The following is a 25,097-nucleotide window of genomic DNA, read 5'->3' as shown; positions in this document are numbered from 1 at the left end:
TGCGGTCAGGCGGCTGCGGGTTCGTACTCATTGATCAGGCCGCCGAGAACCGGCTGACGGCGTATCGAGGTGCAGCCCGGCTCTGTGATCGGCCGGTCTGGTCGTGGTGGTGCGAGTTGCAGTGCTCGGTGGGGTCGGCGGTGGTTGTAGTGGGCCGCGTAGCGGTCCAGCACGACCCGCAGATGGCGTTCGTTGATGATGAGCAGCCGGTCGGTGACTTCGCGTCTGACGGTCCCGACGAACCGCTCGGCGTAGGCGTTGGCTCGTGGACACCCCGGTGGGATCTTCACAACCCGCATGCCTGTGCCGGAGAAGACCGCGTCGAACGAGGCGGTGAACTGGCTGGCCCGGTCGCGGACGAGGAACCGGAAGCCGTCGGCCCGGTCACCCAGATCCATGAGCAGGTTGCGGGCTTGTTGCGCGGCCCATGTCCCGTCGGGGTTGGTGGTGATGCCGAGGATGTGCACGTAGCGGGTGGCGACCTCCATCACGAAGAACACGTAGACCCGCTTGAGGGTGACCGCGCAGTCGACGTGGAAGAAATCGCAGGCCAACAGGCCGGCTGCCTGGGCGCGGAGGAACCGCCGCCATGGCATGTCGGTGTCACGCTGGGGCGCGGGCGGTACCCGCAGGCGATTGAGCACGCGGCGCACGGTTGAGGCTGCTGTCCGGTGGCCGAGTTTGAGCAGCTCGCCCTGGATCCGGCGGTAGCCCCACCCGGCGTTCTCCCGGGCCATCCGCTCGATCATCGCCACGATGGTGTCGTCGATCGGAGGTCGGCCGGTGCGGTAGGGGTAGGTCCACTTCCTCGCGACCAGGCGTCGGTGCCATCGCAGGACGGTGCCCGGTGTCACCAACCGGTGCTCGCGCAGCAGCCGAGGGAGTCGGCGAACCAGCCCGGCGAGCACAGCGCGGTCGGCCCAGTTCCACCGCGGGCGAGGGTTGGTCCGGCGCAGCACGGCGACCTCTTGCCGCAGCACCAGCAGCTCCACGTCCTTGGCCGTCGATGACCGGCCGAGCAGGACCAGCCAGCCAACGAGCCGCACGAAGATCAAGTAAAGCAGTCGTAGCGCCACACCTCACGATCATGCCCCTACACCACATGATGCGCGATTACCGCAGCTCAGCGCCCGCGCGCAGAGTTCTGGCACCCCACAGGCTCCAGCACGGCGAACCCGCGGTCGGTGATCCGGACTATGGAGTCGCGCCGGTCGGACGGCACGCCGGCCGCTCGATCCAGCCATCCGCCTCCAGCTCCGCCACCACGTGCCTACGCCTGCCGGCGGGCGGCTCCCAGGCCGGCTCGGGCGCGGTCGCGTTCGTCCTGGTCGCCGGTCTCGGTGGCGATCCGCAGGGCGCTGGTGTGGGCGGCGCGGGCCTCGCCCGGTCGATCCGCTATCCGCAGGGTCTCACCGAGACCGTTGAGGGCGGCCGCCTCCCCGTAGCGGTGGCCGATGTCCCGGAACATCTCCAGGGCGGATGTGTAGCAGTGGTGCGCCTGGGACCAGTCGCCGAGCCGGGTGTAGACGTTGCCCAGGTTGCTCAGGGTCGACGCCACGCCGTAGCTGTGGTCGAGGCGCTGGAACAACTCCTGTGCCCGGGAGAGGTGCCGGACCGCGTCCGGGTAGCGCCGCAGGCTCGCGCACACGGCGCCGAGGTTGGACAACGCGCTGGCCTGGCCGACCGCGTCGTCGAGACGGCGGAACAAGTCCAGCGCGCGTTCCAGGTACTCGACAGCACCGGCGTGGTGACCAGGGCGGCTGTGCGCGTTGCCGAGGTTGAGCAGCGCCGCCGCCTCCCCGTACCGGCTGCCCAGCCGCTGGTGCAGGGCCAGCGCCTCCAGGTGGAGTGACGCCGCCTCCTCGTACTCCCCGAGCCGCTCCTGGACGATGCCGAGGTTCGACGACGCCCGTGCCACGCCGTAGTGGTCGCCGGTCCGCCGGTGCAGCTCGATCGCCTCGTGCAGGTGCCCGGCCGCCTGGTCGTAGTCGCCGAGGAGCCGGCGCAGTGCGCCGAGATTGGTCAACGCCGCAGCGAGCATGCTGTCCTCGCCGGCCCGCTGGGCGGCGCGCAACGCGCACTCGTGGATGGTCGACGCGTCCGCGTAGTGGCCGCCCTCCAGGTACCGGTACAGCGTGTTCGCCAGGTCGACCGCGTAGCCCGGCCGGTCGTCGCGCTCGGCGAAGCGGCACAGGGCGACGAGCGTGGACCGTTCCGCGTCGAGCCAGGCGCGTGCGGCGTCGGCGGCGGGGAACGCGAGCGGTAGCGTCACGGAGACGTCGGGTCGGTAGGGGCGGTCGGCCGGGTAGAGCAGGTCCATCGCCGCCGACGCGGCCGCCAGGTGGGCGGCGAGCAGCCGCTCGACGGCGGCCGACCGCTCCGCCGCCGGATCGTGCTCACCCGCCAACTCCTCGGCGTAGGCACGCAGAAGGTCGTGCACGACGAACCGGCCACCAGACACCGGCTGCACGAGGTGGTTGCGCGCCAACACCTCCAGGACCAGGCGCGACTCCTCCGGGTCGCCCCCGGTGAGGGCGGCGAGCGCGAACGGCGTCACGTCCGGCCCGGGATGCAGACCCAACCGCCGAAACGCCAGCGCGACCTCGGGCCGCAACTGCAGATACGACCAGGAGAAGACGGTCCGCACGGCGGCGCGGGCGTCATCGCCCGCCTCGAGCACGCGCAGCCGGCGTCGCCGGTCGGCCAGCTCACCGGTCAACTCGGCCAGCGCGCTGGCCGGCCGGGACACGGCCAACTCCGCGGCCACCCGCAGCGCCAGCGGCAACCGACCACACTGCCCGGCCAACTCCGCCGCCGCCGCGGGCTCCCGGCCCACCCGCTCGCCCACCAGCGCGCGCAACAACGCCACCGAGTCCGACTCCGGCAACAGGCCCACCTCAAGCCGGCGGGCACCGTGCAACGCGACCAGACCCGCCAGGCTGTTGCGGCTGGTCACCACCACCAGACAACCCGACGTGCCGGGCAACAACGGTCGCACCTGATCGACCGTCGACGCGTTGTCGAGCACGATCAGCACCCGCCGGTCGGCCAGTTCGGCCCGGTACCGCGCAGCGCGTTGATCATGATCGACCGGGACGTCCGTGCCGGTCACGCCGAGCCCGTCGAGCAGGCGGCTCAGGGCATCACCCGCCGCCACCGGCAACCGCGAGTCGTAGCCGCGCAGATCCACGAACAACTGCCCGTCGGGGAAACGCGACCGGATCCGATGAGCCCAGTGCAGCACGAGCGCCGTCTTGCCCACACCCGCCGTGCCACACACGACGACAATGGGCACCCCGGACCGCTCGACCCCCACCACCCCGTCCAACTCGGCGAGCTCCGCCTGCCGGCCGGTGAAACCGAACACGTCTCCGGGCAACTGGTTCACGCCGGGCGACGTGATGGGGGGTTCCGCCGGTGCGCCGGCGCTATCGACGGGTGTCTCCTCGATCGCGTTGAGGTGTGCGGCGGTCAGTTCGGGTCCGGGGCCGACACCGAGTTCCTCGGTGAGGCGCCGCCGCACCGTGTCGTAGGTGCTGAACGCCTTGTCCCGCTGGCCGGCCGCGGTGTACGCCCGGATGAGCAATGCGTGCACCGCCTCGTCGAGTTCATTCTCGGCGGCGTCCTCGACGAGCGCGGGCAGCACGTCGCGCGCCGCCCCGATCGCGATCATCACCTCGGCGTACCGGGCCAGCGCCGCCCGGTGCTCCCCGGCCAACGTGACGACCCCGGGGTGGGCGGCGAGCACCTGCACGTCGGCCAGCGGACGTCCGTGCCACAACCCCAATGCCTGGCCCAGCAGGTCTGCGGCTTGCCGGGGCTCGTCGCGCAGCACGGAATCGGCGCGGGCGACCAGCGAGCGGAACCGGAACACGTCCACTGCGTCCGGGGACAGGCTCAGCGCGTACCCGTCGCCCACGGTAGGAATGGTCGTGCTCGGCGAACGGGCGCCGCGGTCGGGTTCGAGCAGCTGCCGCAGGTGCTTGACGTGGGTGTGGATGACGTTGGCCGCGCTGGGCGGCGGCCGTTCCCCCCACAACGCGTCGACGAGTTCGGCACGGGTCACCGGCTTGCCGTGGGCGAGGGTGAGCAAGCCGAACACGGCTTTGCGGCCGGCCGGGCCGAGCGCCAGCGCGGTGCCGTCACGCCAGGCCCTGATGGGGCCGAGCACCTGGACGACCAGCACTCACGACCCCCATCATGCTGATCAACGCGGCGGGAAGTGCGGAGGTTCCATGCTGGCACGCCGTCCAGAGCCGTTCCAGCGGCCATCCAGACGAGTCCTCAGGCGGCTCAAGGAACATCGACTGATCACTGTCGAAGGCGATGGGGTCCTCGGACCCACCCGCAAGGGTGCGCACCCGTGGCCGGTCGGGACCGCGCGTCGAGGAGACGAGGTGGTCGGTGAGCCGGCCGTAGTGGGTTCGCGGAGAGCCGACTGCGGGCTCCCCGCCTGGTGTCACACGTCGTCCGATCGAGTCGTCGGACCGTGGAATCAGCCTTTCCGGGCCTCGGGCGCTGTCCAGTCACCGTCCAGTCGATGTCCAGACGCGCGGATCACGGTTGTTCGTGCTTCCCGCTCCCGCTGGTGGAGGAATCGATCGACAATGTTGAGCCGACGTTCCAGAGCAACGTATGACCACGGCGGCAAGTCCGACGAAATCAGGATCCACGACGCGATCAGCTGACCAAGCCGTTCAGGCGATCGGGACATCGGCGTGCCCGGCGCCGCGCGACGAGTCATAGGGATCAGCTATCACCCGCTCGATTTCAAGACCTGGACTTCCTCGACCAGGGACGTCGAGGAAGTCGGACTCACTACCCTGCCGCTCCTGTGTTCGCAGGTCGGAGTTCGAGCACGGCCTTTCCCCCGAACCGACGGACGGTGTGAGGATAGATGGCGCGATTAACCGAACCCAGCCGTGTGCTGGTGCAGCCGACCTACCTGGTGCTCGGTTCGATCGAGGTCGACCACGAGCGGGCCGAACGGTTCCGGCTGGCGCCGGGGCGGCAGGAGATCGTGCTCACCACGCTGCTGCTGGAGGCCAACCGGGTCGTCAGCACCGACCGGCTCATCGAAGCCATCTGGGGCGACTCCCCGCCCGTCACCGCCCGTGCGCAAGTGCAGATCTGCGTCTCGGCGCTGCGCAACAACCTCGCCGAGATCGACCGGGCGGGTGCGCTGGTCACCCGCCCACCCGGCTATCTCCTCCAAGTCCGCGACGGGCACCTTGATTCGCGGGTGTTCCTCCAGCTCGTCGGCGACGCGGACGCGCTGGCCAACCAGAACCGCCTGGAAGAGGCCGAGGAGACGCTGACCAGGGCCATCGGGCTGTGGCGCGGGCCGGCGCTGAGCGGGATCAAGAGCCTGCTGCTGCGCGCCAAGGCCGCCCACCTGGACGAGAGCCTGCTCGCGGCCAAGGAGGCGCGCATCGACCTGCTGCTCAAGCTGGGCAGGTACCACGGGACGATCGGCGAGATCTCGTCCCTGTTGGAGGAGAATCCACTGCGCGAGCGGGTGCGCGGCCAGCTGATGCTGGCCCTGTACCGCTCGGGCAGGCGGGCCGAGGCGCTGGAGTGCTACCGGGTCGGCCGCGAGCTGATGATCGACGAGCTGGGCATCGAGCCGAACGCTGAGCTGCGTGAGCTGGAGCGGGCGATCCTCACCGGCGACTCCAGCCTGGACCGGTGCGGGGGCGCCGCGGAGGTGGTCGAGACCCGGACCGCCGCCGCACCGCGGCAGTTGCCGGCCGACATCGCCGACTTCACCGGCCGCACCGAGCTCACCGGCCGGATCACCGACCTGCTCACCGACTCCCGCGCGGGGCGAATCGTGGTGCTCACGGGCAAGCCGGGCGTCGGCAAGAGCACGCTGGCCGTGCACGTCGCGCGCCTCATCGGCGAGGTCCACTTCCCCGACGGGGAGCTCTACTTCGAGCTCGGCGGCACCCGGGCCACCCCGGAGGACCCCGCCGACGTGCTCGGCCGCGTCCTGCGAGCCCTGAACACCCCGTACGAGGCGATCCCCGACACGCTGGACGAGCGCGCGGCGATGTACCGCCACCTGATGGCGAAGCGGCGGATGCTGATCGTGCTGGACGACGCCGCGTCGGAGAGCCAGGTCCGGCACCTGCTGCCCGGCAACGGCGACTGCGCGGTGATCGTGACCAGTCGCGTGCGGCACACCGGGCTGCCCGGAGCGCGGGTGTTCGAGGTGGACGCCTTCGAGCCCGACGAGGCGACCGACATGCTCGTGAACGTCGTCGGCCGACACCGGGTGCTCCACGAGCCCGCAGCCGCCAAGGCGCTGATCAGGCTCGTCGGAGGGTTGCCGCTGGCGCTGCGGATCGTGTCGGCGCGCATCTCCGCCCGGCCCAGGCTGACGCTGTCGTGGATGCTGCGCCGGCTGTCCGACGAGCGCCGCCGGCTCGATGAGCTGGCGCACGGCGAAATGGTCGTCCGGGCGAGCATCGCGCCGTCTTACGACAGCCTGCCCGCCGACGCACGCCGACTGCTGCGGTTGCTCAGCACGCTCGACGGGCCGTGCTTCCCGTCGTGGGTGGCCGCCGCGCTGTTGGACGACCCGGCCGGCGCGGACCTGCTCGAACTGCTGGTCGACGCGCAGATGATCGAGGTCGTCGCGGACGACGGCGAGGTGAGCCCGCGCTACTACTTCCACGAGCTGATCCGGCTGTTCGCCCGGGACCGCCTAAGTGCCTGCGAACTCCCCCAGGACGTGGCCGCCGCGCACCAGCGGGTGGCGGCGGGCTGGCTGGGCCTTGCTCGCGAGGCCCACGGCCGGATCTACGGCCGGGACGGCAGCACGGTCCTGCACGGCTCCGCGTCGCGCTGGACACCGCCGCGCGACCAGCTCGAAAGCATCCTCGCCGACCCGCTGGCGTGGTTGGAGGAGGAGCGCGCGAACCTCGTCGCGGCCGTGGAGTCCACCGCGCGGGTCGGTTTGGACGAGCACTGCTGGGACCTGGCCGTGACGCTGGTCGCCCTGTTCGAGGTCCGCTGCTACCTCCAGGACTGGGAGAACACCCACGCCGCCGCGCTGGTCGCGGTGCGGCGCGCCGACAACGTGCGCGGCGAGGCCGCCCTGCTGTGCTCGCTGGGCTCGCTGCACCTGACCCGGTGCCGGACGGTCGAGGCACAGGACGCGCTGATGCTCGCGTTCTCGCTGTTCACGGCGCTCGGCGATACCCACGGCCTGGCGATCTCGCGGCGCAACCTCGCCATGGTCGACCAGCTCGGCGGTGACTGGTACCGGGCGTTGCACGGCTACCGACAGGCCGCCGCCGAGTTCGCCGCTGTGGGCGACGACCTGGGCCAGGCGGACGTGTGGAACCAGATCGCGACGATCAAGCTGGACCTGGACGACGTGGAGTCCGCGGAGCGGCGCCTGCGGCACGCGCTGGTGCTGTGCCCGCCGACCGGCAACCGCCGGGTCGAGACGCAGGTCCGCCACTCCCTCAGCGAGGTGCTGCTGCGCCGAGGGCAGCTCCACGAGGCCAACGAGTTGCTCATGGAGCTGCTCGCCGTGGTCCGCACGGGCCGCGACCTGGTGGGCCAGGTGCGGGTGCTGGAACGGCTGGGCGCGGTGAACGCCCGTCTCGGGCACCACTACGCCGCCGAGCGGCTGCTGCGCGAGGCGCGGGACCTCAAGGAGCTGACGACGAAAGTCATCGGTCCGTCGGAAGTCATCGGCCCGTCGGACCTCCGCGTCGGCACGGACCCCTTAGCCCACGACCAGGACGAGGCGGTCCCGTGTTCGTGAGCGGCGCGTCGACCACGCTCGACTCCCGGTATTCGATTGTCCACTTCTCGCTCCGAAGGTGCGCCCGGCGGATGTCACGGACATTACCGGGGATTCATATCGGGCCACAATCGCGCCCTTATCGTCAACTATCGGCCGGGTGATGTCCCGACAATGTCGGCACGATAGCGGCATGGGCGAGAATCCAGACCCGCAAGCCTTCCCCTGCGGACCGCAGGGTGGTTCTCCCGCGATCAGATGAAATGGATGTCCAGTCGTGACCAGTCAAGTCACAGTTCGCCCCGAGGAACAGCTCGTGCGGCCCGGCGCGGCCCCGGTGGATGAACTGAAGCTGAAGAGTGAGATCACCGTCCAGTTGGTCCAGCACCACGCCAGCGACCTCGGGGTCGTGCGCGCCGCCCGGGTCTCGACCGTGGGCGAGATCGCGCACACCGAAGACCTCACGGACGGCAACGTCGCGGGGCTGATCAAGTACCTGATGAAGTGCAGGCACGGCAGCCCGTTCGAGCACAACACCTTCACGTTCCTGGTTTCCGCGCCCATCTTCACGGTGCGGCACATGATGCGGCACAGGACATGGTCGTTCAACGAGGAGAGCGCGCGCTACCGCGAGGTGCGGCCGGTGTTCTACGTGCCCGACCACAACCGGATGCTGCGGCAGAAGGGCAAGCCGGGGCACTACGAGTACGTGCCGGGTGAGGACGGCGACCACGAGCGGCTGCTCGAAATCGCCCGGAACTCCTACGGCGTGGCCTATGCGGGCTACAACGAGCTGCTGCTGCGGGGTGTGGCCAAGGAGATCGCCCGGATGGTGCTGCCCAGCGCCACGTACTCCACGCTGTACGCGACGTGCAATGCGCGGGCGCTCATGCACTTCCTGAGCCTGCGCACCAACCGGATGGACTCCGCATACCCGTCGCACCCGCAGCACGAGATCGCCGTCGTCGCCGAGGCGATGGAGGAGGAGTGGCGCCGGCTGATGCCGATCACGCACGCCGCGTTCGAGTCCTACGGCCGCGTGGCGCCCTGATGCGGGTGACGTTGTACGCGGGGTCGGCACCGGGCAACTCCCCGGTGTTCGCCCGCGAGGCGGAGCGGTTCGTCCGGACCCTGGTCCAGTCGGGCTGCGACATCGTCTACGGCGGCGGCAGCACCGGGCTGATGGGACTGCTGGCCGATACGGCGCTGGCGAACGGCGGCAGGGTCATCGGCGTGATGCCGCGGTCGCTGGTCGACGCGGAGATCGCGCACACCGGGCTGGACGAGCTGCACGTCGTACCGACGATGCACGAGCGCAAGAACCTGATGGCCGAGTACGGCGAGTGCTTCGTCGCCCTGCCCGGCGGGCTGGGCACGTTGGAGGAGCTGTTCGAGGTCTGGGCAGCGCTCATCCTCGGCCACCACGCCAAGCCGATCGCCCTGCTGAACGTCGAGGGCTACTGGGATCCGCTGCTGGCGATGGTCGACCGGATGACCGCCACCGCTTTCCTGCGCCCGGGCGAGGACTTCTCGCTGATCCCGGTCACCGACGCCGAGGCGTTCCTGGCCGCCCTCGACACCTGGGCGCCGCCCACGCCGAGGTGGGCGACCGACGTACGGACACATCCCACCAGGAAAGGACTTTCGTCGTGACACTCTCCGAGCTGAGCGGCGGCCCGGTCACATTGGTCGACGGCTACGTGCCGGTAATCGACGTGTCCAGCGCCCGCGGCTCCGACGAGGAAGCGCGCCTGCGGGTCGCCAAGACCATCGGTCGGGTCTGCGAGATCAGCGGCTTCCTGGCCATCGTCGGGCACGGCGTGCCCGAGAAGACCATCGACGAGATGTACCGGGCCACCCGGGACTTCTTCGCGCTGCCCGAAGCGCGCAAGCTGGCCCTGCTCAGTGACCCCGCCGACCCGCTGATGCGCGGGTTCGGCCGCGAGGGCAGCCTGGCCGCGTCCAACTCCGACGCCGACGTGGAGGACGAACGCGACCTGCCTGACCTGTCGGAGACCTTCACGTTCAACCGGCTGGGCGAGCCCGGCGCGCCGGCGCTGCCCGCGGGCTCGGACCCGCTGCTCACCACACCGAACCGGTTCCCGGACGTGCCCGGCTTCCGCGACGCCTACCGCGCCTACTACGCGGCCATGGAGGACCTCGCGACCGAGCTGATGCGGCTGTTCGCGCTGGCGCTGGACCTGCCGGAGCACTGGTTCGACGACAAGATCGACGAGCACATGACGAACCTGACGGCGAACTTCTACCCGCCGCAGCTCGTCGAGCCCAAGCCGGGCCAGCTCCGCAAGGGGCAGCACAGCGACTGGGGCAGCCTGACGATCCTCTACCAGGACGACGCGCCGGGCGGGTTGCAGGTGCTGGACAAGACCGGCGAGTGGGTCGACGTACCCGCGATCGAGGGCTCGTTCGTGGTCAACATCGGCGACCTGATGGCGATCTGGACCAACGACCGCTGGGTGAGCACGGTGCACCGCGTGGTCAACCCGACGCGTGAGCAGGCGGCGCGGGAGCGGTACTCGGTGCCCTTCTTCCACCAGCCCAACTACGACGCGCTGATCGCGTGCATCCCCACCTGCACCGACGAGGACAACCCGCCCAAGTACGCGCCCGTGCAGTCCGGCGAGTACATCACGGAGAAGTTCCGCCGCGCCTACGGCGGGTGAGCGTCGCGGAGTTCCCAGCCTTTCCCTGTGAAGGACAACCATGTCTGACTCCACGACCCTGCCCGACGACGAGAAGCCGGTATCGCGGTGGGGCCTGCCGAAGGTCCGCGGCCACGCGCGCTTCCTGGCCGCCGGCGGTATCGACAGCCTCGGCAGCGGTCTGCTGTTCGCCTTCCAGGTCGTCTACTTCGCCCGGACGACGTCCATGTCGCTGGTCGAGGTCGGCCTGGCGCTGACGGTCGCGCAACTGCTGGCCATCCCCGCTCCCACGCTGTTCGGCCCGCTGGTCGACCGGTTCGGCCCGCGCGCCGTGGCCGCGAGCGGCAACCTGGTGGCCGGGGCGGGGTTCGTCGCCTACCTGTTCGCCGACGAGTTCTGGCACGTGGCCCTGATGGGCCTGGTGGTCCAGGTCGGGGTCAGCGCGTACTGGACGTCGTACGGCTCGCTGGTGGCCCTCGCGTCCACCGCGGACCAGCGCACGCGCTGGTTCGGGCTGATGCAGGCGATGCGCAACGCCGGTGTCGGCCTGGGCGGCGCGCTGGCGGCGCTGGTGGTCGGCGTCGGCGGCGTGGAGTGGATGAACTGGCTGCTGATCGCCAACGCGGTCAGCTACGTGCTGGCCGCGTGGCTGCTGATCTCGTGGCACCCCGCGCCGGTCGTCGACGAGGACGAGGAGCACGCCTCGTCCTCCGACGAGGAGGAGCGCGCCGGGTACGTCGCGGTGCTGCGCGACGGCGCGTTCATGCGGCTGGTGGCGGTCAACTTCGTCTTCGTGCTCAGCGCGATGGTGCTCAGCGTCCTGCTGGCCATCTACATCGTCGAGACGATCGAGGGCATGGTGTGGCTCGCCGGCGTGCTGCTGACCGTCAACACCGTCTTGGTCGCCGTCATGCAGCCCGCGGTCGCCGGGTGGGTGGAGCGCAGGCCGGCGCCGCGGGTGATCGCGGCCGCCGCGGTGCTCAACGCCGTCGGGTTCGCCGTCTTCGGCTTCGTCGGGATCTTGCCCGGCTGGCTGGTGATCCCGGGCATGGTGGTGGCGATCCTGATCTACACGCTGGCCGAGCTGGTCCAGTCGCCCGCGGTGAGCGCGCTGTCGGTCTCCCTTTCCCCGCCCGCGCGCCGCGGCCGGCACCTGGCGGTGTTCCAGCTCTCGTGGAACGTCGGCGGCGCCGTGGCCCCGGTCGTGTTCACCACTCTCCTGTCCTACGGATCCGGGTGGCCGTGGGTCCTGCTCACCGTCCTGAGCCTGCTGTCGGTGTTCGTGCTCGGCGGCCACCGCGGCCGGACGTCCTGATCACGTCCACGGCGGGACTCCGGAACTTTGAACGAAGGGCAATTCGGCCATGAAGAAGCTGTTGTTGATCGAGGCGAACGGCAACGCGGGCGAGGACCTGCTCCAGGCCGCGCGGAACCTGGGCGTGGCCGTGCACGTCGCCACGCACGCCGAGCTGTACGAGAAGTACCCTCGGGAGAGCAAGGACAAGATCGCCGGTACGGTGTTCACCGACTTCCGCGACCTGGAGCTGGCGCGCAAGGCGCTGGTGGAGTACTCGCGCGGCAACGACATCGACGGCGTGATCACCGGTTGGGAGTTCTTCTCCTCGCTGGCCACCCAGGTCGCCGCCGACCTCGGGCTGCCCGCCCACGACCCGGGCCGCGCGGACGGGTGCCGCAACAAGCGGGTCATGGCCGACTTGTTCGCCGAGTGCACCGTGCCGTCGCCGCGCACGGTGCACTCGGCGACCCTGGAAGGCGTGACCGAGGCGCTGGCCGGCAGCGGCCTGGACTACCCGCTGGTGGTCAAGCCGGCCGAGAACGCGGGCTCGATCGGCGTCTCGGTCGTGCACGACGCCGACGAGCTGGCCAAGGCGTTCGAGTTGGCGCAGGGCTGGCCGCTGGAGTTCCCGCACGGCACGCCGCTGGACACCACCGTGCTGGTTCAGGAGTACATCGGCGGCGTCGAGTTCAGCGTCGAGTCGGTGATCGCTGACGGCGCCATCACGCACCTGGCGGTGACGCAGAAGTTCACCACCACCGACAACAGCCGGGCGGAGCTGGGGCACACGGTGCCCGCGGACCTGTCCGCGGCCGACCGCGCCACGCTGCTCGACACCGTCGAGCAGGCGCAGGTCGCGCTGGGCCTGCGCAACGGCATCTCGCACACCGAGATCAAGCTGGTCGGCCCCGGCGAGGCCCGGATCATCGAGCTGGGCGCCCGGCCGCCGGGCGACCACATCATGAAGCTGGTAGCGGGGGCAACCGGGATCAGCGAGGCTGAGGCGTACATCACCGTCGCCCTGGGCGGCGTGCCCGACCTGGCGCCGAAGGTCGACCGGGCCGCCGCGATCCGCTTCCTCACCCCGCCGCGCGCGGGCGTGTTCCGCGGTGTCACGGGCATCCCGGAGGGCGTCGACATCGAGTCCGAGGTGTACGCGGAGGTGGGCGCGGAGGTCGGTGACCCCACCGACAACGTCGCCCGGATCGGCTACGTGATCCTCACCGGCAACTCGCCGGACGAGGTCAACCAGCTCGCCGACGACGTGGTGGACGCGGTGACGGTCGAGGTCGACGCCGGATGAGGATCGCGTTCTTACGGTCGGTCGAGGTGCAGCAGACCGTGCCGTACCTCGACCCGCTGGGCGAGGCGCTCCGCGCGCGCGGCCACGTCGGCAAGCTGTTCCACACCGACGGCGAGTGCGGTCCCGGCGACTTCCCCGGTGAGGCCGAGAAGATACCGGTCGGTGTGAGCGTGGACGAGGTCGTGCGCCGGGTGTGCGAGTGGGGCGCCGACGGCGTGGTCTCCCTGTCCATCCCGGACGAGAACGCGCTGCGCGATGCGTTGGTGTGCGAGCGGATGGGCGACCACGGCATCCCGACGGTCATGCACAGCGTCGAGGCGACCGGCGTCATGGCGAACAAGTGGGAGACCAAGCGAATCCTCGAAGCCCACGGGCTGGACGCGCCCGACGGCGTGTTCGTGGACGGCGACCTGCTCAACAGCCGTGGCCTCGCGGTGCCCGCCTACCGGGACGTACTCCGCAAGCGGGCCGGCGAGATCGGCTACCCGCTGCTGAGCAAGCCCCTGTGGGACTGCCTGGGCAACGGCATCCGGTTCATCGGCGGTCCGCACGACCTCCGCGAGTACCTCGACGCCCCGCACGACGGCAACGTGGTGCTGGAGCGGTGCCTGGTCGGCGAGCTGTGCTCGGTCGAGGTCGTCGGCACCGACGGTGACTACGTCGTGCAGCCGTTGCTGTGGAAGGGGCCCACGGGTGGCGCGCCGACGTTCGTGTTCACCACAGTGCGCTACAGCGCGCTGCGGCCTGAGGCCGAGGCGGACTTCGCGCCGGTGGCCGAACGGCTCAAGAAGCTGTGCTCGGTGCTGGACATCCGGGGCTCCGTCGAAGTCGAGATGATCTACGTCGACGGCCGGTACCAGATCATCGAGATCAACCCGCGGGTGTCGGGGTCCACGACGATGTCGATCGCGGCGTCGGGCCTGAACACCTACGTCGCGCTGCTGGACATCCTGCTCGGCCAGTGGGCCGGGCACGCCGACGCGGAGCGTCGTCGAGTCGCCATGCAGTTCCCGACCGCGCAACCCGCCGGCGCGGCGCTTGCCGCCGCACGGTCCACTTTGGACGTCGTGCGGGCGAGCAGCTTCACCGTGGAGGGTGTCGAGTACGCCAACATGGTGATCACGTGTGAGCAGTCCGACCTCGAAGGACTGGAAGACCGGCTCCACTCCTTGGCCGCTGACCACGACTTCATCGCGCCCGCGGTACTCACCGAGATAGACCGGATTCTCGCGGCCTGCCAGTCGCCGGGCGACGCTCCCAGGACATCCCCGTTCACTACCGGAAGGACCACGTCCGTGTCAGTCGACAACCCACTGCCCCCGGTGCTCGCCACCGTCCCCCCGGCGGCCCGGCTCAAGGCGACCTTCGACGCCGACCGGCTCCAGGCCGACCTGAGGACACTCAGCGAGCACCGCTGGAGCCTCCAGCGCAGCTACGCCGACGACGGCACCATCACCGAGGCCGAGGTCGACTGGCGGTGCCTGTCGCTGCGCAGCGTCGGCGCGAACCTGGAACGCACGGACCCGGGCGGCCCCGGCCTCGTCGAGCACGAGGACACCATTTGGCGTGAGAAGGCACCGTACCTGTCCGAGGTGCTCGACGCGATCCCTGCGGAGATGCGCTCGGTGCGCCTGCTGGCGCTCGGCCCGGGCGCGAAGAGCTGGGAGCACAACGACACCAAGTACGGCCCGGCCTGGGGCACCGCCCGCCTGCACGTCCCGATCACGACGTGCGCCGGCGCGAAGCTGTTCATGGAGGGCACGCTGCACCAGTGGCAGCCCGGTGAGTTCTGGTTCGGCGACTTCTCCCGCATGCACTACGTGGAGAACACCGACACCACGACGCGCGTGCACATGGTGATCGACACCCTGGTGTCGGAGGAACTGCTGGAGCTGTTCCCCGACGAGTACCTGGCCGACCTGGACCGGGACAAGGTGCTGATCAACAAGAAGCGCGTCCCGCTGTCGGCGGACGAGGCCGCGAAGCACGCGGTGAAGTTCCGCATCCCGGTGTCCTTCCCCAGCTGGGAGGAGGAGGACGGCGAGTTCCTGCGCGTGCGGGAACAGGCCGACGCCACCATCGAGGTCTCCGACGACGGCACCGTCGTGCTGACCGTGGACGGCAAGCCGACCGTCAAGCTGATCCACATCGGCGACGGCGAGTTCCGGTTCGCCGGCTGGACCGACGAGCGCACCATCGCCGTAACCCCAGGCGCCGAGCCGACGGTGACCCTGCGCTCGCGCGTGGGCACCACCGTGAACCAGCTCGACATCACGGCCGAGCCGCTGGTGTGACCACCCGGTGGGCGGGGCGGTGCGCCTCGCCCACCGGGTCTGCCCTGGGAGGACCATGCACCGCATCACCGAACTGGACTGGCGGGAGTTCGCCGGGGCCGGCACGCGCACCGGGAAGCTGGGCGTGGTCCGGCGCAACGGTGTCCCGCACGTGACCCCGATATGGTTCCTGCTCGACGGCGAGGACATCGTGTTCACCACGTGGTCGGACTCGGTGAAGTACCGCGCCCTGCGCCGCGACCCGGTCTTCACCGTCTGCGTGGACGACCAGGAACCGCCGTACTCCTACGTGATGCTGGAGTGCGAACCGCAGTTCACCGACGACCAGGAGGTCGTCCGCGAGTGGGCGACCAGGATCGGCGCGAGGTACATGGGCGAGGAGGCGGCACCCCAGTACGGCGAGCGCAACTCCGGCCCAGGCGAGTACCTGGTGCGGGGTCGCATCACCCGCGTGATCGGGTTCGCCGACGTGGCGGACTGAACGCGCCTCCTGTGCCGCTCGATAAGTCATCACAGCAGGTCAAGCGGCATGTCCGTATTCGTTGACGAGTCCACCGAGGTTCCGGGCGCGCCGGGGTCTGCTGGGTGTGCCGCTCGAAAAGTCATCGTCGCTGGTAGAGCGAGAGTGTCACCGTGTTGAGAGCATGCCTGGGTGATCATGTCCCTGCTGTACAAGGTGACCCGAAAGCTGCTGTCCGTCCCGGCGGCGCTTCTCCGCAGCGAGACGGCCAAGGATGCCAAACTGCTCGTGCTACGGCACGAGAACGCGGTCCTTCGCTGGCAACTCGCGCGTCCGGTCCGCTACGAGCCTGCGGATCGGCTCTGGTTCGCCGCCCTCGCCGGGCTGGTGGATCGTCGGCGGTGGCGGGAGGTCTTCCCCGTCACGCCGGGCACCCTGCTCGCCTGGCACCGCAAACTCATGGCCCGCAAGTGGGACTACAGCGCGCGGCGACGCGTCGGGCGCCCACCGACCCGACCGGCGATCAAGACGCTCGTACTGCGACTCGCCAAGGAGAACCCGCGATGGGGTCACCGCCGGATCCAGGGCGAACTGGCCCGGCTCGGCCACCACATCGCCCACTCGACGGTCTGGCAGATCCTGCACGACGCGGGCATCGACCCGGCACCACGCCGCACCGGCCCGACCTGGCGGGAGTTCCTCACCGCCCAAGCCCAGGGCATCATCGCGGCGGACTTCCTCCACCTCGACACCGTGCTCGGCAGGCGGCTCTACGCGTTGGCCTTCCTCGAACACGGCACCCGGCGCCTTCACATCACCAGCGTCACCGCCAACCCCACACAGGCATGGACCACGCAGCAGGCCAGGAACCTCACCGCCGACCTCGGACACCGGACGGAATCCCTGCGCTTCCTGCTCCGCGACCGCGACACCAAGTACGGCCGGACGTTCGACACCGTCTTCCAAGCCGACGACCTGCGCGTGATCAAGAGCGCGCCGCAGGCGCCCAGGATGAACGCCCACTGCGAACGGGTCATCGGCACCATCCGACGCGAACTCCTCGACCACATCCTCATCACCGGCGAGAAGCACGCACATCACGTCCTCAAGACCTACGAAGACCACTACAACCGCCACCGACCCACCAAGCCCGCGAACAACCACCACCCGAAGCCCGGCAGCACCCCACGGCGGCACACAACCTCGACACCCGCAGACTGCAACGCACCCGAGTCCTCGGCGGCCTCATCAACGCGTACAGACACTCCGCTTGACCAGCAACGACGACCTTTCGAGCGGCACACGGTCTCCCGGCCGCCGGCGAGGACCGGCGCCACCGCGTCCCGGCGGGTGGCGGGCACCGACCGGCCGCCTTCGGCCACGGCGTCGGCGAGCGCGTCGACGGCCGGTGCGCCCGCGTGCTGCCAACCGGTCGGGTGCGGGGCCGCCGAGCCCGACCGCCCCGCCGGAGCCGAGCCGACCGGATCGCGTTGCAGACCCCGGGCCGCGTCCCTCTGCACCGCGATCAGACCAGACACCGCGCGATTGCCCGCAACGCGTTGCAGCGCAAGCACACCTATGGGCGGCGCAGCGCGTCCCGACCGCTGGGACGCCCGCTCGGTCACCGGGCGAGGCTCGTCCATCGACAGCACCGACCGAGGACAGCACGATGACCGGCGAGACGGAATGACCACGGGTGCAGACCTGAGGGCCGATCGGTCCCGCCCTCGGCCGCCGCGCGATCGGGTGATTCACCGCGTCCGATCGGTGAGCACAGCGCCGACACCGCTCGTCACGCACACGTTCGGCATGATCATCGCGTTACGGTACCGGCGGACCGAAAGGGGCGTTGTGCCGTGGACAGGTTCGAACTCACTCGTCGCACTTTCCTGGCCGGCGCCACCGCCGGAGCAGCGGGACTGGCACTGCCGGGTCTGGCCGCAGGACGGGAAGGCCCGACGGTCGCCGTGCTCGGTGGTGGCATCGCGGGGATGACCGCCGCGCACGAACTGGCCGAGCGCGGCTTCGCGGTCACCCTGTACGAACGGCGCGCCCTGGGCGGCAAGGCCCGGAGCATGACCGTGCCGAGCACCGGGCGCGACGGCCGCCACGATCTGCCCGCGGAGCACGGTTTCCGCATCTTCTTCGGCTTCTACCACGACCTTCCGGACACCCTGCGCCGAATCCCGTTCCCCGGCAACACCGGCGGCGTCCGCGACAACCTGGTGACGGCGACCGAACTCCTCACCTCGTTCCCCGGTCAACGCGAAGACCTGCGCGTCCCCATGGTCCTGCCCGACGGCCTCCTGCCGCAGCTCACACCGGACATCCTGCTGCGGCAGGTCCGCGCGGCCGTCGAGACCGCGTTCCACCTGCCGCCGCACGAAGCGGCCGTCTTCGCGCAGCGCATGATGGTCTACCTCACGAGCTGCGAGGCACGCCGGCTCAACCAGTGGGAGTACACGACCTGGCCGGACTTCCTGCGCGCACAAGGGAAATCCGAGGAATACCGGCGGATCTTCGTCAACGGCCCCACCCTCGTCCTGTCCTCCACCCGGACCGACAACGCCAGCGCGCACACCGCCGGCCTGGTGTTCGAACGCATCCTGTTCACCCTGCTCGGCCGCGGCGCGGACGGGCCGCTGAACCGGGTCCTGGACCTGCCTACCAACGAAGCCTGGATCGACCCGTGGGAGGAGCACCTGCGCCGGCTCGGCGTCGACTTCCGCATCGGCTGGGCCGTCGAGGACCTGACCCTGCACAACGGCCGGATCTCCGCGGCCCACCTCCGCAACTCCCACGGCCTCACCGAGAACATCGAGGCGGACTACTACGTCTGCGCCCTCCCCGTGGACCACGCCCGGCGCGTGTGGAACGAAAACCTGCTCAACGCCGACCCCCAACTCCGCGCCGCCGCAGCCCTGGAAACCCAGTGGATGGCCGGACTCATGCTCTACTTCGACCGCCCGACCCCGATCACCCACGGCCACGCCTACTACGTCCACACCCCGTGGGCGCTGTCCTCGATCAGCCAGGCCGCGTTCTGGCCGGACCGCGACTTCCCGGCCGACTACGGCGACGGACGCACCGCCGACTGCGTCTCGGTGATCATCTCCGACTGGGAAACCCCCGGCATCCTCTACGGCCGCCCCGCCAAGCAACTCGGGCCCGAGCAGATCCTCCGGGAAGTCCTCGCCCAACTCACCCGACACCTCAACGACACCGACCACACCGTGCTCGACGAGTCCTCCCTCGTCACCTGGTACCTCGACCCCGGCCTGAACGGCCTCGGCACCCCCAACCCCACCAACGCCGACGAACTGGTCGTCCAACCCGTCGGCTCCTGGCACCAGCGCCCCACCGCCCGCACCGCCATCCCGAACCTCTTCCTCGCCGGCGACTACGTCCAAGCCCCGCTCAACGCCGCCTGCATGGAATCCGCCAACAGCTCCGCCCGCCTGGCCGTCAACGCCCTCCTCGACCAGGCCCGCTCCACCGCTCCCCGCGCGGTGGTCCACGAACTGCACCGCGCACCCGAGTTCGAACTGCTCAAGGTCGAAGACCAACTGCACTACTCGCTCGGACTACCCAACGCCTTCGACATCCTGCCTTCGGGCCTTTAACAGCGAGATCGGGACCTGACTGCGCAGCCGCACCGCACGAGGCGGCTCACTGGCGGAAGAGGAAAGCGAACTGGGCGTCGACCGGATCGCCCTGCGCCCCACGGCATACCACCTCGACCTGGTGTTCGTGCTCGACGGGCCGCCACCCGGTGACACCGCACGTCGCCGTGAAGTTGTAGGCCGACACCTGGGGATTGCCGCCCGGGCGGACCAGGCCGGGCAGGTGGACGGTGTACTTCCCGGTGGCCGTCCGGGTGACCGTGTTGAGGGCATGGGTGGAGTTGTACTGGTAGTCCTTCATCGGTGTGTACTCGGCGGCGTCGCTCTCGCTCGCCCACAGGTACGCGCCGGGGATCCGCACATCGGCGGTGGACCCGAGGTCGACCGAGTAGCTCAACGTGAAGGCCGCGTCCACCGGAACGCCGCGGAGCGTGGCGCAGGCGACGCGGACCACCAGGAAGCCCTTGCCGGTGTCGGGATTGCGCCAGGGCATCCACACGACGGGCGAGCACGCGTTCGGCGTCGACCCCAGCGACGTGACCTTGACCATCCCACCTGGGTTCCCGTGCAGCCCGGGCAGGAAGACGAGGTAGGTGCCCTCCTGTTCCCGCTCCACCGTGTTCAGCCCTGTGCATGCCGATAACCTCATCCACGCAGGTAGAACCAATAGCCTGAAGCGTTCACGGGCCACGGTTGCCATCCGCGTGATGTCGTCCAGCACGGCATGACTGGGCAAGGACCGTCCGCGGTTCTCCCCCGGAGACCGTGTGGGGTGCCAGAACTCTGCACTGGACCGCTGAGCTGCCGTGATCGTGCGTCGCGGGCCACAGGGGCATGATCGTGAGGTGTGGCGTTACAACTGCTGTACCTGATCTTCGCCCGGCTCGTCGGCTGGTTGATTCCGCTCGGCCGCTCACCGGCGGCCAAAACGTCGAACTGCCGGTGCTGCGGCACGAAGTCGCCGCGCTGCGCCGGACCACTCCCCGCCCACGGCCGGATCGGGCCGACCGCGCGGTACTCGCCGCACTCGTGCGGCAACTCCCCCCGACTGCTGCGCGAGCACCGACTGATGGCACCAGACACCGTCCTGCGATGGCACCAGCGCATCGTCTCGAAGAAGTGGATCCACCCCAACCGCACCGGCCGCCCGCCGCTCGACGACACCGTCGTGACGTTGATCGAGCGCATGGCAAGGGAGAACACCGCCTGGGGCTACCGCCGGATCCAAGGCGAGCTGCTCAAACTCGGCCACCGGGCAGCCGCCTCCACCATTCGACGCGTGCTCAAGCGCCTGCGCATCCCGCCGGCGCCAAGGCGCGACAGTGACACCTCGTGGCGACGGTTCCTCCGTACCCAGGCCGCCGGCATGGTGGCCTGCGACTTCTCCCACGTCGACTGCGCGCTCACCCCAAACGCGTCTACGTGTTCTCCGTAATGGAGGTCGCCACCCGCCACGTCCACATCCCCGGCACCACCATCAACCCCGACGGAGCATGGACCACCCGACAAGCCCGCAACCTGCTCATGGACCTGGGCGACCGGGCGGACGACTTCCGGTTCCCCCTCCGGGACCGGGCCGGGTAGTTCACCGCCTCGTTCGACACCGTCCTCGCCGACACCGGTATCGAAGTCGTGAAGATCCCGCCACGGAGTCCACGAGCGAACCGCTACGCCGAGCGGTTCGTCGGCACCGTCAGACGCGAGGTCACCGACCGACCACTCATCATCAACGAACACCACCTGCGATCAGTGCCGGATCGCTACGTGGCCCACTACAACCACCACCGCCCACACCGAGCCCACCAACTCCTGCCACCACGACCAGCCCATCCGATCCCGAACTCGAGCCGCACGCCGATACGCCGTCGACCGATCCTCGGCGGCCTGATCAACGAGTACGAACCCACGGCAGCCTAACGCGCAGGTCATCCCGCATAGCCGACTTTAGGCACCCCACAGGTGTGGCGTGACGTCCGGTCGGCAGCGGCTCGGCGTACTCACCAAGGTGGTCGACCAGGTCGTGCCATCGCTGCCGCAGTGAGGGCCGACCGTGCAGCGAGCCGCCGACGAAGTCCCTTGTACTGCCCCAGGTGTCGGTGTCAGGCGACCGCTGCGCCGACCGGTTCGCGCAGTCGAGGGAAGGACTTCCGCTGTGCTGCTTTGGCGTTGTCCAGGTTCACGGCCCGTCCCGGACGATGCGGTCCCTGGTCTGCCCGGTGGAGTCGCTCGGGTGCTTCCCCACGGTCTGCGGGGCGAGGGCTGCGGAGTCGGGGTCGAGTTGCCCGAGCTCATCGACGTGGACCGGACCGTGCTTGGCCGCCTCGTGTGCTGCGCCGATGGTCGCGTCGCCGATGTCGTCGGGTGGGGCGGCCGGCAAGGCGGCCTGTGCCGCGGTACCGGCATCAGCCGCTGCCTTCTTCCCGGCGGCCTCGGTCCGTTCCCGCTCGATCTTCGTCGCCAGCTCGGCGAGGACCTGCTTGCGCTCGGAGCCTTTGGGTACCCGCACCGGAAACGCCTTCAACCACGACACCCGGTCCAGCTGCTGCCGGTAGCCGTTGCGTTCGAGGAACGACCCGATGCCCGGCATGTGCCCGGCGCCGAACACCACCACCACCGGCGTCTGCTGTGCCTGCCGCATCGCCCGTGTCATCACGTGCAGCTCCCGCAAGTCCATCACCACCAGGTGATTCATGCGTTCCGCTTCCCGCGCCTCACGGCCGAAGCCGCCCCCGAGCAGCCGCACCGTCCGCTGCACAGCGCGCATCAGCAATGGCATTTCCCCCGGACACGCCCACCTCATCATGCGCCGGGCGTTGTCCATCGCCCGCAACCGCTGCACCGGGTCGTTGCGTACGGCGCCGGCGAGGTTCGCCGCCAACGTCGCCTTGAGTCCCTCTCCGGCCTGCGCGGTGCCGGCCGCGATGGCGTCGCCCAGCTCGGCGGACTCCTTCCGCGCCCGGTCGATGTCCGCGCCGTCCTCGACCTGGCGCGCCGCGTGCGCAGCGGCCTGCGCGTGCGGGTCGAACAGGGTGTTGCCGAACGCCGACCCGTTGATCGACTGCGCGCCCAGGCGGCGGATGCCGATCGCCCGCATGACGTCGAGCATGTGCATGTCGCCGTTGCGCCAGTTGTCCTTGGTGTACTCGGGGGCCAGTGACGACGAGTGCAACGTCAGGCCCAGCAGCCATGCCGTCTGCCTGTACCCGGCGGTGGGACCGGATTCCTGCTCGACCGCGACCGCCTTGTACTCCTGCGTGGTGAGCTTCACCGGCCCGTCCTCGCCTACACTGCCCGGCCGCAACCCTTCGTAGAGCACCACCGCGTCCGGATCGCCGTTCGCGACGGCCTTCACCCGCTCGTAGTACTGCTCGGTGCCCACGTGGTGCACGCCGATCATCGTCACGTGGTGCGAGCCGGGTGTGGGCGGCGCCCACCGCCGCACGGCCGTGACCATCCAGTCCTCCTGCACACAGAAACCGACGTGGTCCTTGCGCAGTGCTCTGCGAGCCATTGCTGTCGAGCCAACCTTCCTGGGGGACTTCACGAAACAAGGGGGACACGCGAACTACGCCGCGCAGGAGGCTCACCACACGCGGCCGACGCCACCGGGAGGTGCCCTCGCCGGCGGGTCGTCCGTGCGATTCCCGAGTGCGCCCACCGGTGGAATGGAATACAGGCGGCGCTTCGCGGACAGTTCGACGTCGCCGTACACGAAGGCGGCCGGTCCCTCACCCCAGCCCGGCGGTGGGCCTCGTCAATGAGCGCTGCGGCCGGCTCGATCGCCGGCCACAGATCCTTGTCGAGGACGCACGCGGAGCGGGATGGGCACAACACCGCCAGGACGGAACCGGGTCGGCAGAGCGGTTCGGCGACGGGCCTGCACACCACGTCGCAGGCCGCCAACCGGACACGTTCGCCGTGCTGGTCGAACCAACCGCACGGTTCGATGGAACCTGGACCGGTGCCCCGTACGACCGCTCGTCGAGTCACGGCGACTCGGCATCGTCCGCGGGCTCCGGCGCCGTGCCGGACGCCCTCAGCGCCACGGCCACCAGCACCGCCAGGACAAAGGTGACCACCACCAACGCCGCGCAACAGACAGCCGACAACCGGGCCGCCGAGCGGCGGACAAACGTCATGATCAGTGCTCTCCGTGAGACTCAGTGCTTACCAACAGAGGGGATACAAGAATTTCGGCGGCCTCGGGACCTCGTGGCCGGTGCGATCGCGGTGCAAGCCAACCGTCCAGCCCACGGGCGGACCAGGTGCGCAACCGGCGATCTTGAGGAGATATTGCGGCCCTCCTTCCTCGACCGAACGGGTGATCTGTCGACCAGGAACACTGTGTGACCTGCTGATTTCAGTGGGTGTCGGCTAGCGTGTCCGATCCGGGTACGGGAGGGCACGTAGCGATGGCGAAGCGGGAGACGCTTCAGCGGCGGCGGATGATGTACGGGCTCAGCCAGGAACGCCTCGGCGAGCAGGTCGGCGTCAACGCCAGGACCGTGCGGACATGGGAAGCCGGCACCAGCACGCCCTCTCCCGAACAGCGCCCAGCCATGGCCGAGGCACTCCACGTCACCATGGACGATCTCGACCGCCTCCTCGCCGGGCTCCCGATCACCAGCGAACCCGGCACCCTGGTGGTAGGCGGTGGTGACGCCGAGCGGTTGCGGATGCGGCTGGACGCGTCGTTGTCGGGTACCGCGTCACTTGCCCGGCTGGAACTGGTCGAGCAGCAGGTGCTCGACCACCTCACCGAGTACACCCGGATCGGCCCGGCCGAAGCCCTGGCCTCGCTGATCCCCGATCTCGACGAAGTCCACACCCTGGCCGCGCGCCGCCACCCGATTCCGGTCCACCGGACGTTGTCCACGTCGGTCACCATGCTGACGCTGCTGGTGGCCGACGCGCACATGAAGCGAGGGCTGATCGTCGACGCGCGTCGTTGGTACCGCACGGCGCTGTTGTCCGCCCGCGACGGCGACGATCCGCTGTTGACCACGCTCGTGCTGGCCCAGCAGACCATGCTCGCCTACTACTACGAAACACCGGAACAGACGATCGGCCTGGCCCGACGCGCCCGGGAGTTGGCCGGCGACACGGTGTGCGACGCCGCCGCGCTCGCCGCCGCCGCCGAAGCCCGCGCACTGGGCAAGGTCGGCGATGCCCGCGGGGTCCACCGGGCGCTCGCCGACGCCCGGCGCCTGACCGACCGGCTCGCCGACCTGCGCGCGGGCGACGATCCGCACGCCGCCTACCGCTTCAACCACGCACGACTGGCGCTCTACGCCTCCGGCGCACTGTCCAACCTCGGCGACGCCGCGCACGCCCACGCGGCCCAGGACCAAGCCCTGCAAACCTACGCGGCGGATCCCCGACTGGTGATCGACCCGGCATTGATCCGCCTGGACCGCGCGTTCACCGAGACCACCACAGGCGACCCGGCCGCTGGTGCCGACCTCGCCGTGGCCACGCTCACCGAACTGGAGCCGGCCCACCGCACCGCCGTCGTGCTCACCCGCGCCCGCGACGTCGTCACCGCCGCCGAAGCCCTACCGGGCATGCGCAGCAACGCGGGGCAGGCCGTGGAACAGCTGCGCGAACTCACCGCAGTGTGACCCTGCCTCTGACGGCCATCGGCCCGAGCGTCCCGAAGAACACCACCGCCGTTGCACGCGTCACCCCGTGCACGCCG

Annotated in this window: 19 protein-coding genes; 14 read left to right on the top strand and 5 right to left on the bottom strand. The window is 69.9% G+C overall.

Annotated elements, in window-relative coordinates; genetic code table 11:
* Positions 1 to 5: 5 nt before the first annotated feature.
* Both ALI22I_RS53765 and ALI22I_RS19820 read right to left on the bottom strand, forming a co-directional pair.
* The gene (locus ALI22I_RS53765; protein ID WP_077007020.1) at positions 6 to 1,076 is read right to left on the bottom strand and encodes an integrase core domain-containing protein; all 1,071 of its coding nucleotides are present in this window, start codon (positions 1,074 to 1,076) and stop codon (positions 6 to 8) included.
* Between the two features lie 194 nt (positions 1,077 to 1,270).
* Positions 1,271 to 4,186, bottom strand: a complete 2,916-nt coding sequence (locus tag ALI22I_RS19820) for an AfsR/SARP family transcriptional regulator (protein WP_077007019.1) — start codon at positions 4,184 to 4,186, stop codon at positions 1,271 to 1,273.
* 711 nt (positions 4,187 to 4,897) lie between these two features.
* Here ALI22I_RS19820 and ALI22I_RS19815 point away from each other — a divergent pair.
* The 10 genes from ALI22I_RS19815 to ALI22I_RS19765 all read left to right on the top strand — a co-directional run bounded on the left by ALI22I_RS19815 (position 4,898) and on the right by ALI22I_RS19765 (position 19,399).
* On the top strand, positions 4,898 to 7,780 hold the full coding sequence (locus tag ALI22I_RS19815; RefSeq protein ID WP_083751859.1) for an AfsR/SARP family transcriptional regulator: 2,883 nt from the start codon (positions 4,898 to 4,900) through the stop codon (positions 7,778 to 7,780).
* 256 nt (positions 7,781 to 8,036) lie between these two features.
* Positions 8,037 to 8,810: an FAD-dependent thymidylate synthase gene (gene thyX, locus ALI22I_RS19810; RefSeq protein ID WP_202971019.1), complete on the top strand. Its 774-nt coding sequence runs from the start codon at positions 8,037 to 8,039 to the stop codon at positions 8,808 to 8,810.
* Positions 8,810 to 9,412, top strand: coding sequence for a TIGR00730 family Rossman fold protein (locus ALI22I_RS19805; RefSeq protein ID WP_077007016.1), 603 nt, complete (start codon positions 8,810 to 8,812; stop codon positions 9,410 to 9,412). Before thyX ends, ALI22I_RS19805 begins: the two co-directional genes overlap by 1 nt.
* Positions 9,409 to 10,443 (top strand): isopenicillin N synthase family dioxygenase, encoded by a 1,035-nt coding sequence (locus ALI22I_RS19800; RefSeq protein ID WP_202971018.1) that lies wholly within the window; start codon positions 9,409 to 9,411, stop codon positions 10,441 to 10,443. The genes ALI22I_RS19805 and ALI22I_RS19800 overlap by 4 nt, the downstream gene beginning before the upstream one ends.
* Positions 10,444 to 10,483: 40 nt before the next feature.
* A complete protein-coding gene (locus ALI22I_RS19795) occupies positions 10,484 to 11,737 on the top strand; it encodes an MFS transporter (RefSeq protein WP_077007015.1) in 1,254 nt (417 codons plus the stop codon).
* Between the two features lie 49 nt (positions 11,738 to 11,786).
* Positions 11,787 to 13,022 (top strand): ATP-grasp domain-containing protein, encoded by a 1,236-nt coding sequence (locus tag ALI22I_RS19790; protein WP_077007014.1) that lies wholly within the window; start codon positions 11,787 to 11,789, stop codon positions 13,020 to 13,022.
* Complete coding sequence (locus ALI22I_RS47840) at positions 13,019 to 15,316, top strand: aspartyl/asparaginyl beta-hydroxylase domain-containing protein (RefSeq protein WP_083751858.1); 2,298 nt, start codon at positions 13,019 to 13,021, stop codon at positions 15,314 to 15,316. Before ALI22I_RS19790 ends, ALI22I_RS47840 begins: the two co-directional genes overlap by 4 nt.
* A 55-nt stretch (positions 15,317 to 15,371) precedes the next feature.
* Positions 15,372 to 15,797, top strand: a complete 426-nt coding sequence (locus tag ALI22I_RS19775) for a PPOX class F420-dependent oxidoreductase (RefSeq protein ID WP_077007013.1) — start codon at positions 15,372 to 15,374, stop codon at positions 15,795 to 15,797.
* Positions 15,798 to 15,974: 177 nt separating this feature from the next.
* Complete coding sequence (locus ALI22I_RS52445) at positions 15,975 to 17,771, top strand: integrase core domain-containing protein (RefSeq protein ID WP_238598481.1); 1,797 nt, start codon at positions 15,975 to 15,977, stop codon at positions 17,769 to 17,771.
* Positions 17,768 to 19,399: a hydroxysqualene dehydroxylase gene (locus ALI22I_RS19765; protein ID WP_202971016.1), complete on the top strand. Its 1,632-nt coding sequence runs from the start codon at positions 17,768 to 17,770 to the stop codon at positions 19,397 to 19,399. The genes ALI22I_RS52445 and ALI22I_RS19765 overlap by 4 nt, the downstream gene beginning before the upstream one ends.
* Before the next feature lie 46 nt (positions 19,400 to 19,445).
* Here the strand turns inward: ALI22I_RS19765 and ALI22I_RS19760 are convergent, their stop codons facing one another.
* Positions 19,446 to 20,048, bottom strand: coding sequence for a hypothetical protein (locus ALI22I_RS19760; RefSeq protein ID WP_143532306.1), 603 nt, complete (start codon positions 20,046 to 20,048; stop codon positions 19,446 to 19,448).
* 198 nt (positions 20,049 to 20,246) lie between these two features.
* Between ALI22I_RS19760 and ALI22I_RS50985 the strand changes: the two genes are divergently transcribed.
* From ALI22I_RS50985 to ALI22I_RS53755, 3 genes are read left to right on the top strand one after another with little or no spacing between them, the layout of a single operon-like run.
* Complete coding sequence (locus ALI22I_RS50985; RefSeq protein ID WP_238598471.1) at positions 20,247 to 20,834, top strand: hypothetical protein; 588 nt, start codon at positions 20,247 to 20,249, stop codon at positions 20,832 to 20,834.
* Complete coding sequence (locus ALI22I_RS53760; protein ID WP_238598470.1) at positions 20,822 to 20,983, top strand: hypothetical protein; 162 nt, start codon at positions 20,822 to 20,824, stop codon at positions 20,981 to 20,983. The genes ALI22I_RS50985 and ALI22I_RS53760 overlap by 13 nt, the downstream gene beginning before the upstream one ends.
* A gap of 48 nt (positions 20,984 to 21,031) precedes the next feature.
* Complete coding sequence (locus ALI22I_RS53755; RefSeq protein WP_238598469.1) at positions 21,032 to 21,316, top strand: transposase; 285 nt, start codon at positions 21,032 to 21,034, stop codon at positions 21,314 to 21,316.
* Between the two features lie 259 nt (positions 21,317 to 21,575).
* Here ALI22I_RS53755 and ALI22I_RS19750 read toward each other — a convergent pair whose 3' ends face one another.
* Together ALI22I_RS19750 and ALI22I_RS50975 are read right to left on the bottom strand one after the other, a co-directional pair.
* Positions 21,576 to 22,910, bottom strand: a complete 1,335-nt coding sequence (locus ALI22I_RS19750; protein ID WP_077007010.1) for a hypothetical protein — start codon at positions 22,908 to 22,910, stop codon at positions 21,576 to 21,578.
* A gap of 475 nt (positions 22,911 to 23,385) precedes the next feature.
* Positions 23,386 to 23,538, bottom strand: a complete 153-nt coding sequence (locus ALI22I_RS50975) for a hypothetical protein (protein ID WP_179118286.1) — start codon at positions 23,536 to 23,538, stop codon at positions 23,386 to 23,388.
* A gap of 273 nt (positions 23,539 to 23,811) precedes the next feature.
* Between ALI22I_RS50975 and ALI22I_RS19745 the strand changes: the two genes are divergently transcribed.
* Positions 23,812 to 25,020 (top strand): helix-turn-helix transcriptional regulator, encoded by a 1,209-nt coding sequence (locus ALI22I_RS19745; RefSeq protein ID WP_077007009.1) that lies wholly within the window; start codon positions 23,812 to 23,814, stop codon positions 25,018 to 25,020.
* Positions 25,021 to 25,097 lie beyond the last annotated feature (77 nt).

Source organism: Saccharothrix sp. ALI-22-I (genome assembly GCF_001984175.1).
Classification (GTDB): domain Bacteria; phylum Actinomycetota; class Actinomycetes; order Mycobacteriales; family Pseudonocardiaceae; genus Actinosynnema.
This window is presented reverse-complemented; position numbering and strand designations above follow the sequence as displayed.

What these genes read in the sequence shown, in the direction of transcription:
- ALI22I_RS19790 (WP_077007014.1), top strand. Translation starts at nt 11,787, where the DNA reads ATGAAGAAGCTGTTGTTGATCGAGGCGAACGGCAACGCGGGCGAGGAC.
- ALI22I_RS19815 (WP_083751859.1), top strand. Translation starts at nt 4,898, where the DNA reads ATGGCGCGATTAACCGAACCCAGCCGTGTGCTGGTGCAGCCGACCTAC.
- ALI22I_RS19795 (WP_077007015.1), top strand. Translation starts at nt 10,484, where the DNA reads ATGTCTGACTCCACGACCCTGCCCGACGACGAGAAGCCGGTATCGCGG.
- ALI22I_RS19805 (WP_077007016.1), top strand. Translation starts at nt 8,810, where the DNA reads ATGCGGGTGACGTTGTACGCGGGGTCGGCACCGGGCAACTCCCCGGTG.
- ALI22I_RS19775 (WP_077007013.1), top strand. Translation starts at nt 15,372, where the DNA reads ATGCACCGCATCACCGAACTGGACTGGCGGGAGTTCGCCGGGGCCGGC.
- ALI22I_RS19750 (WP_077007010.1), bottom strand. Translation starts at nt 22,910, where the DNA reads ATGGCTCGCAGAGCACTGCGCAAGGACCACGTCGGTTTCTGTGTGCAG.
- ALI22I_RS50975 (WP_179118286.1), bottom strand. Translation starts at nt 23,538, where the DNA reads ATGACGTTTGTCCGCCGCTCGGCGGCCCGGTTGTCGGCTGTCTGTTGC.
- ALI22I_RS47840 (WP_083751858.1), top strand. Translation starts at nt 13,019, where the DNA reads ATGAGGATCGCGTTCTTACGGTCGGTCGAGGTGCAGCAGACCGTGCCG.
- ALI22I_RS52445 (WP_238598481.1), top strand. Translation starts at nt 15,975, where the DNA reads ATGTCCCTGCTGTACAAGGTGACCCGAAAGCTGCTGTCCGTCCCGGCG.
- ALI22I_RS19745 (WP_077007009.1), top strand. Translation starts at nt 23,812, where the DNA reads ATGGCGAAGCGGGAGACGCTTCAGCGGCGGCGGATGATGTACGGGCTC.
- ALI22I_RS19765 (WP_202971016.1), top strand. Translation starts at nt 17,768, where the DNA reads ATGACCGCCGCGCACGAACTGGCCGAGCGCGGCTTCGCGGTCACCCTG.
- ALI22I_RS19760 (WP_143532306.1), bottom strand. Translation starts at nt 20,048, where the DNA reads ATGAGGTTATCGGCATGCACAGGGCTGAACACGGTGGAGCGGGAACAG.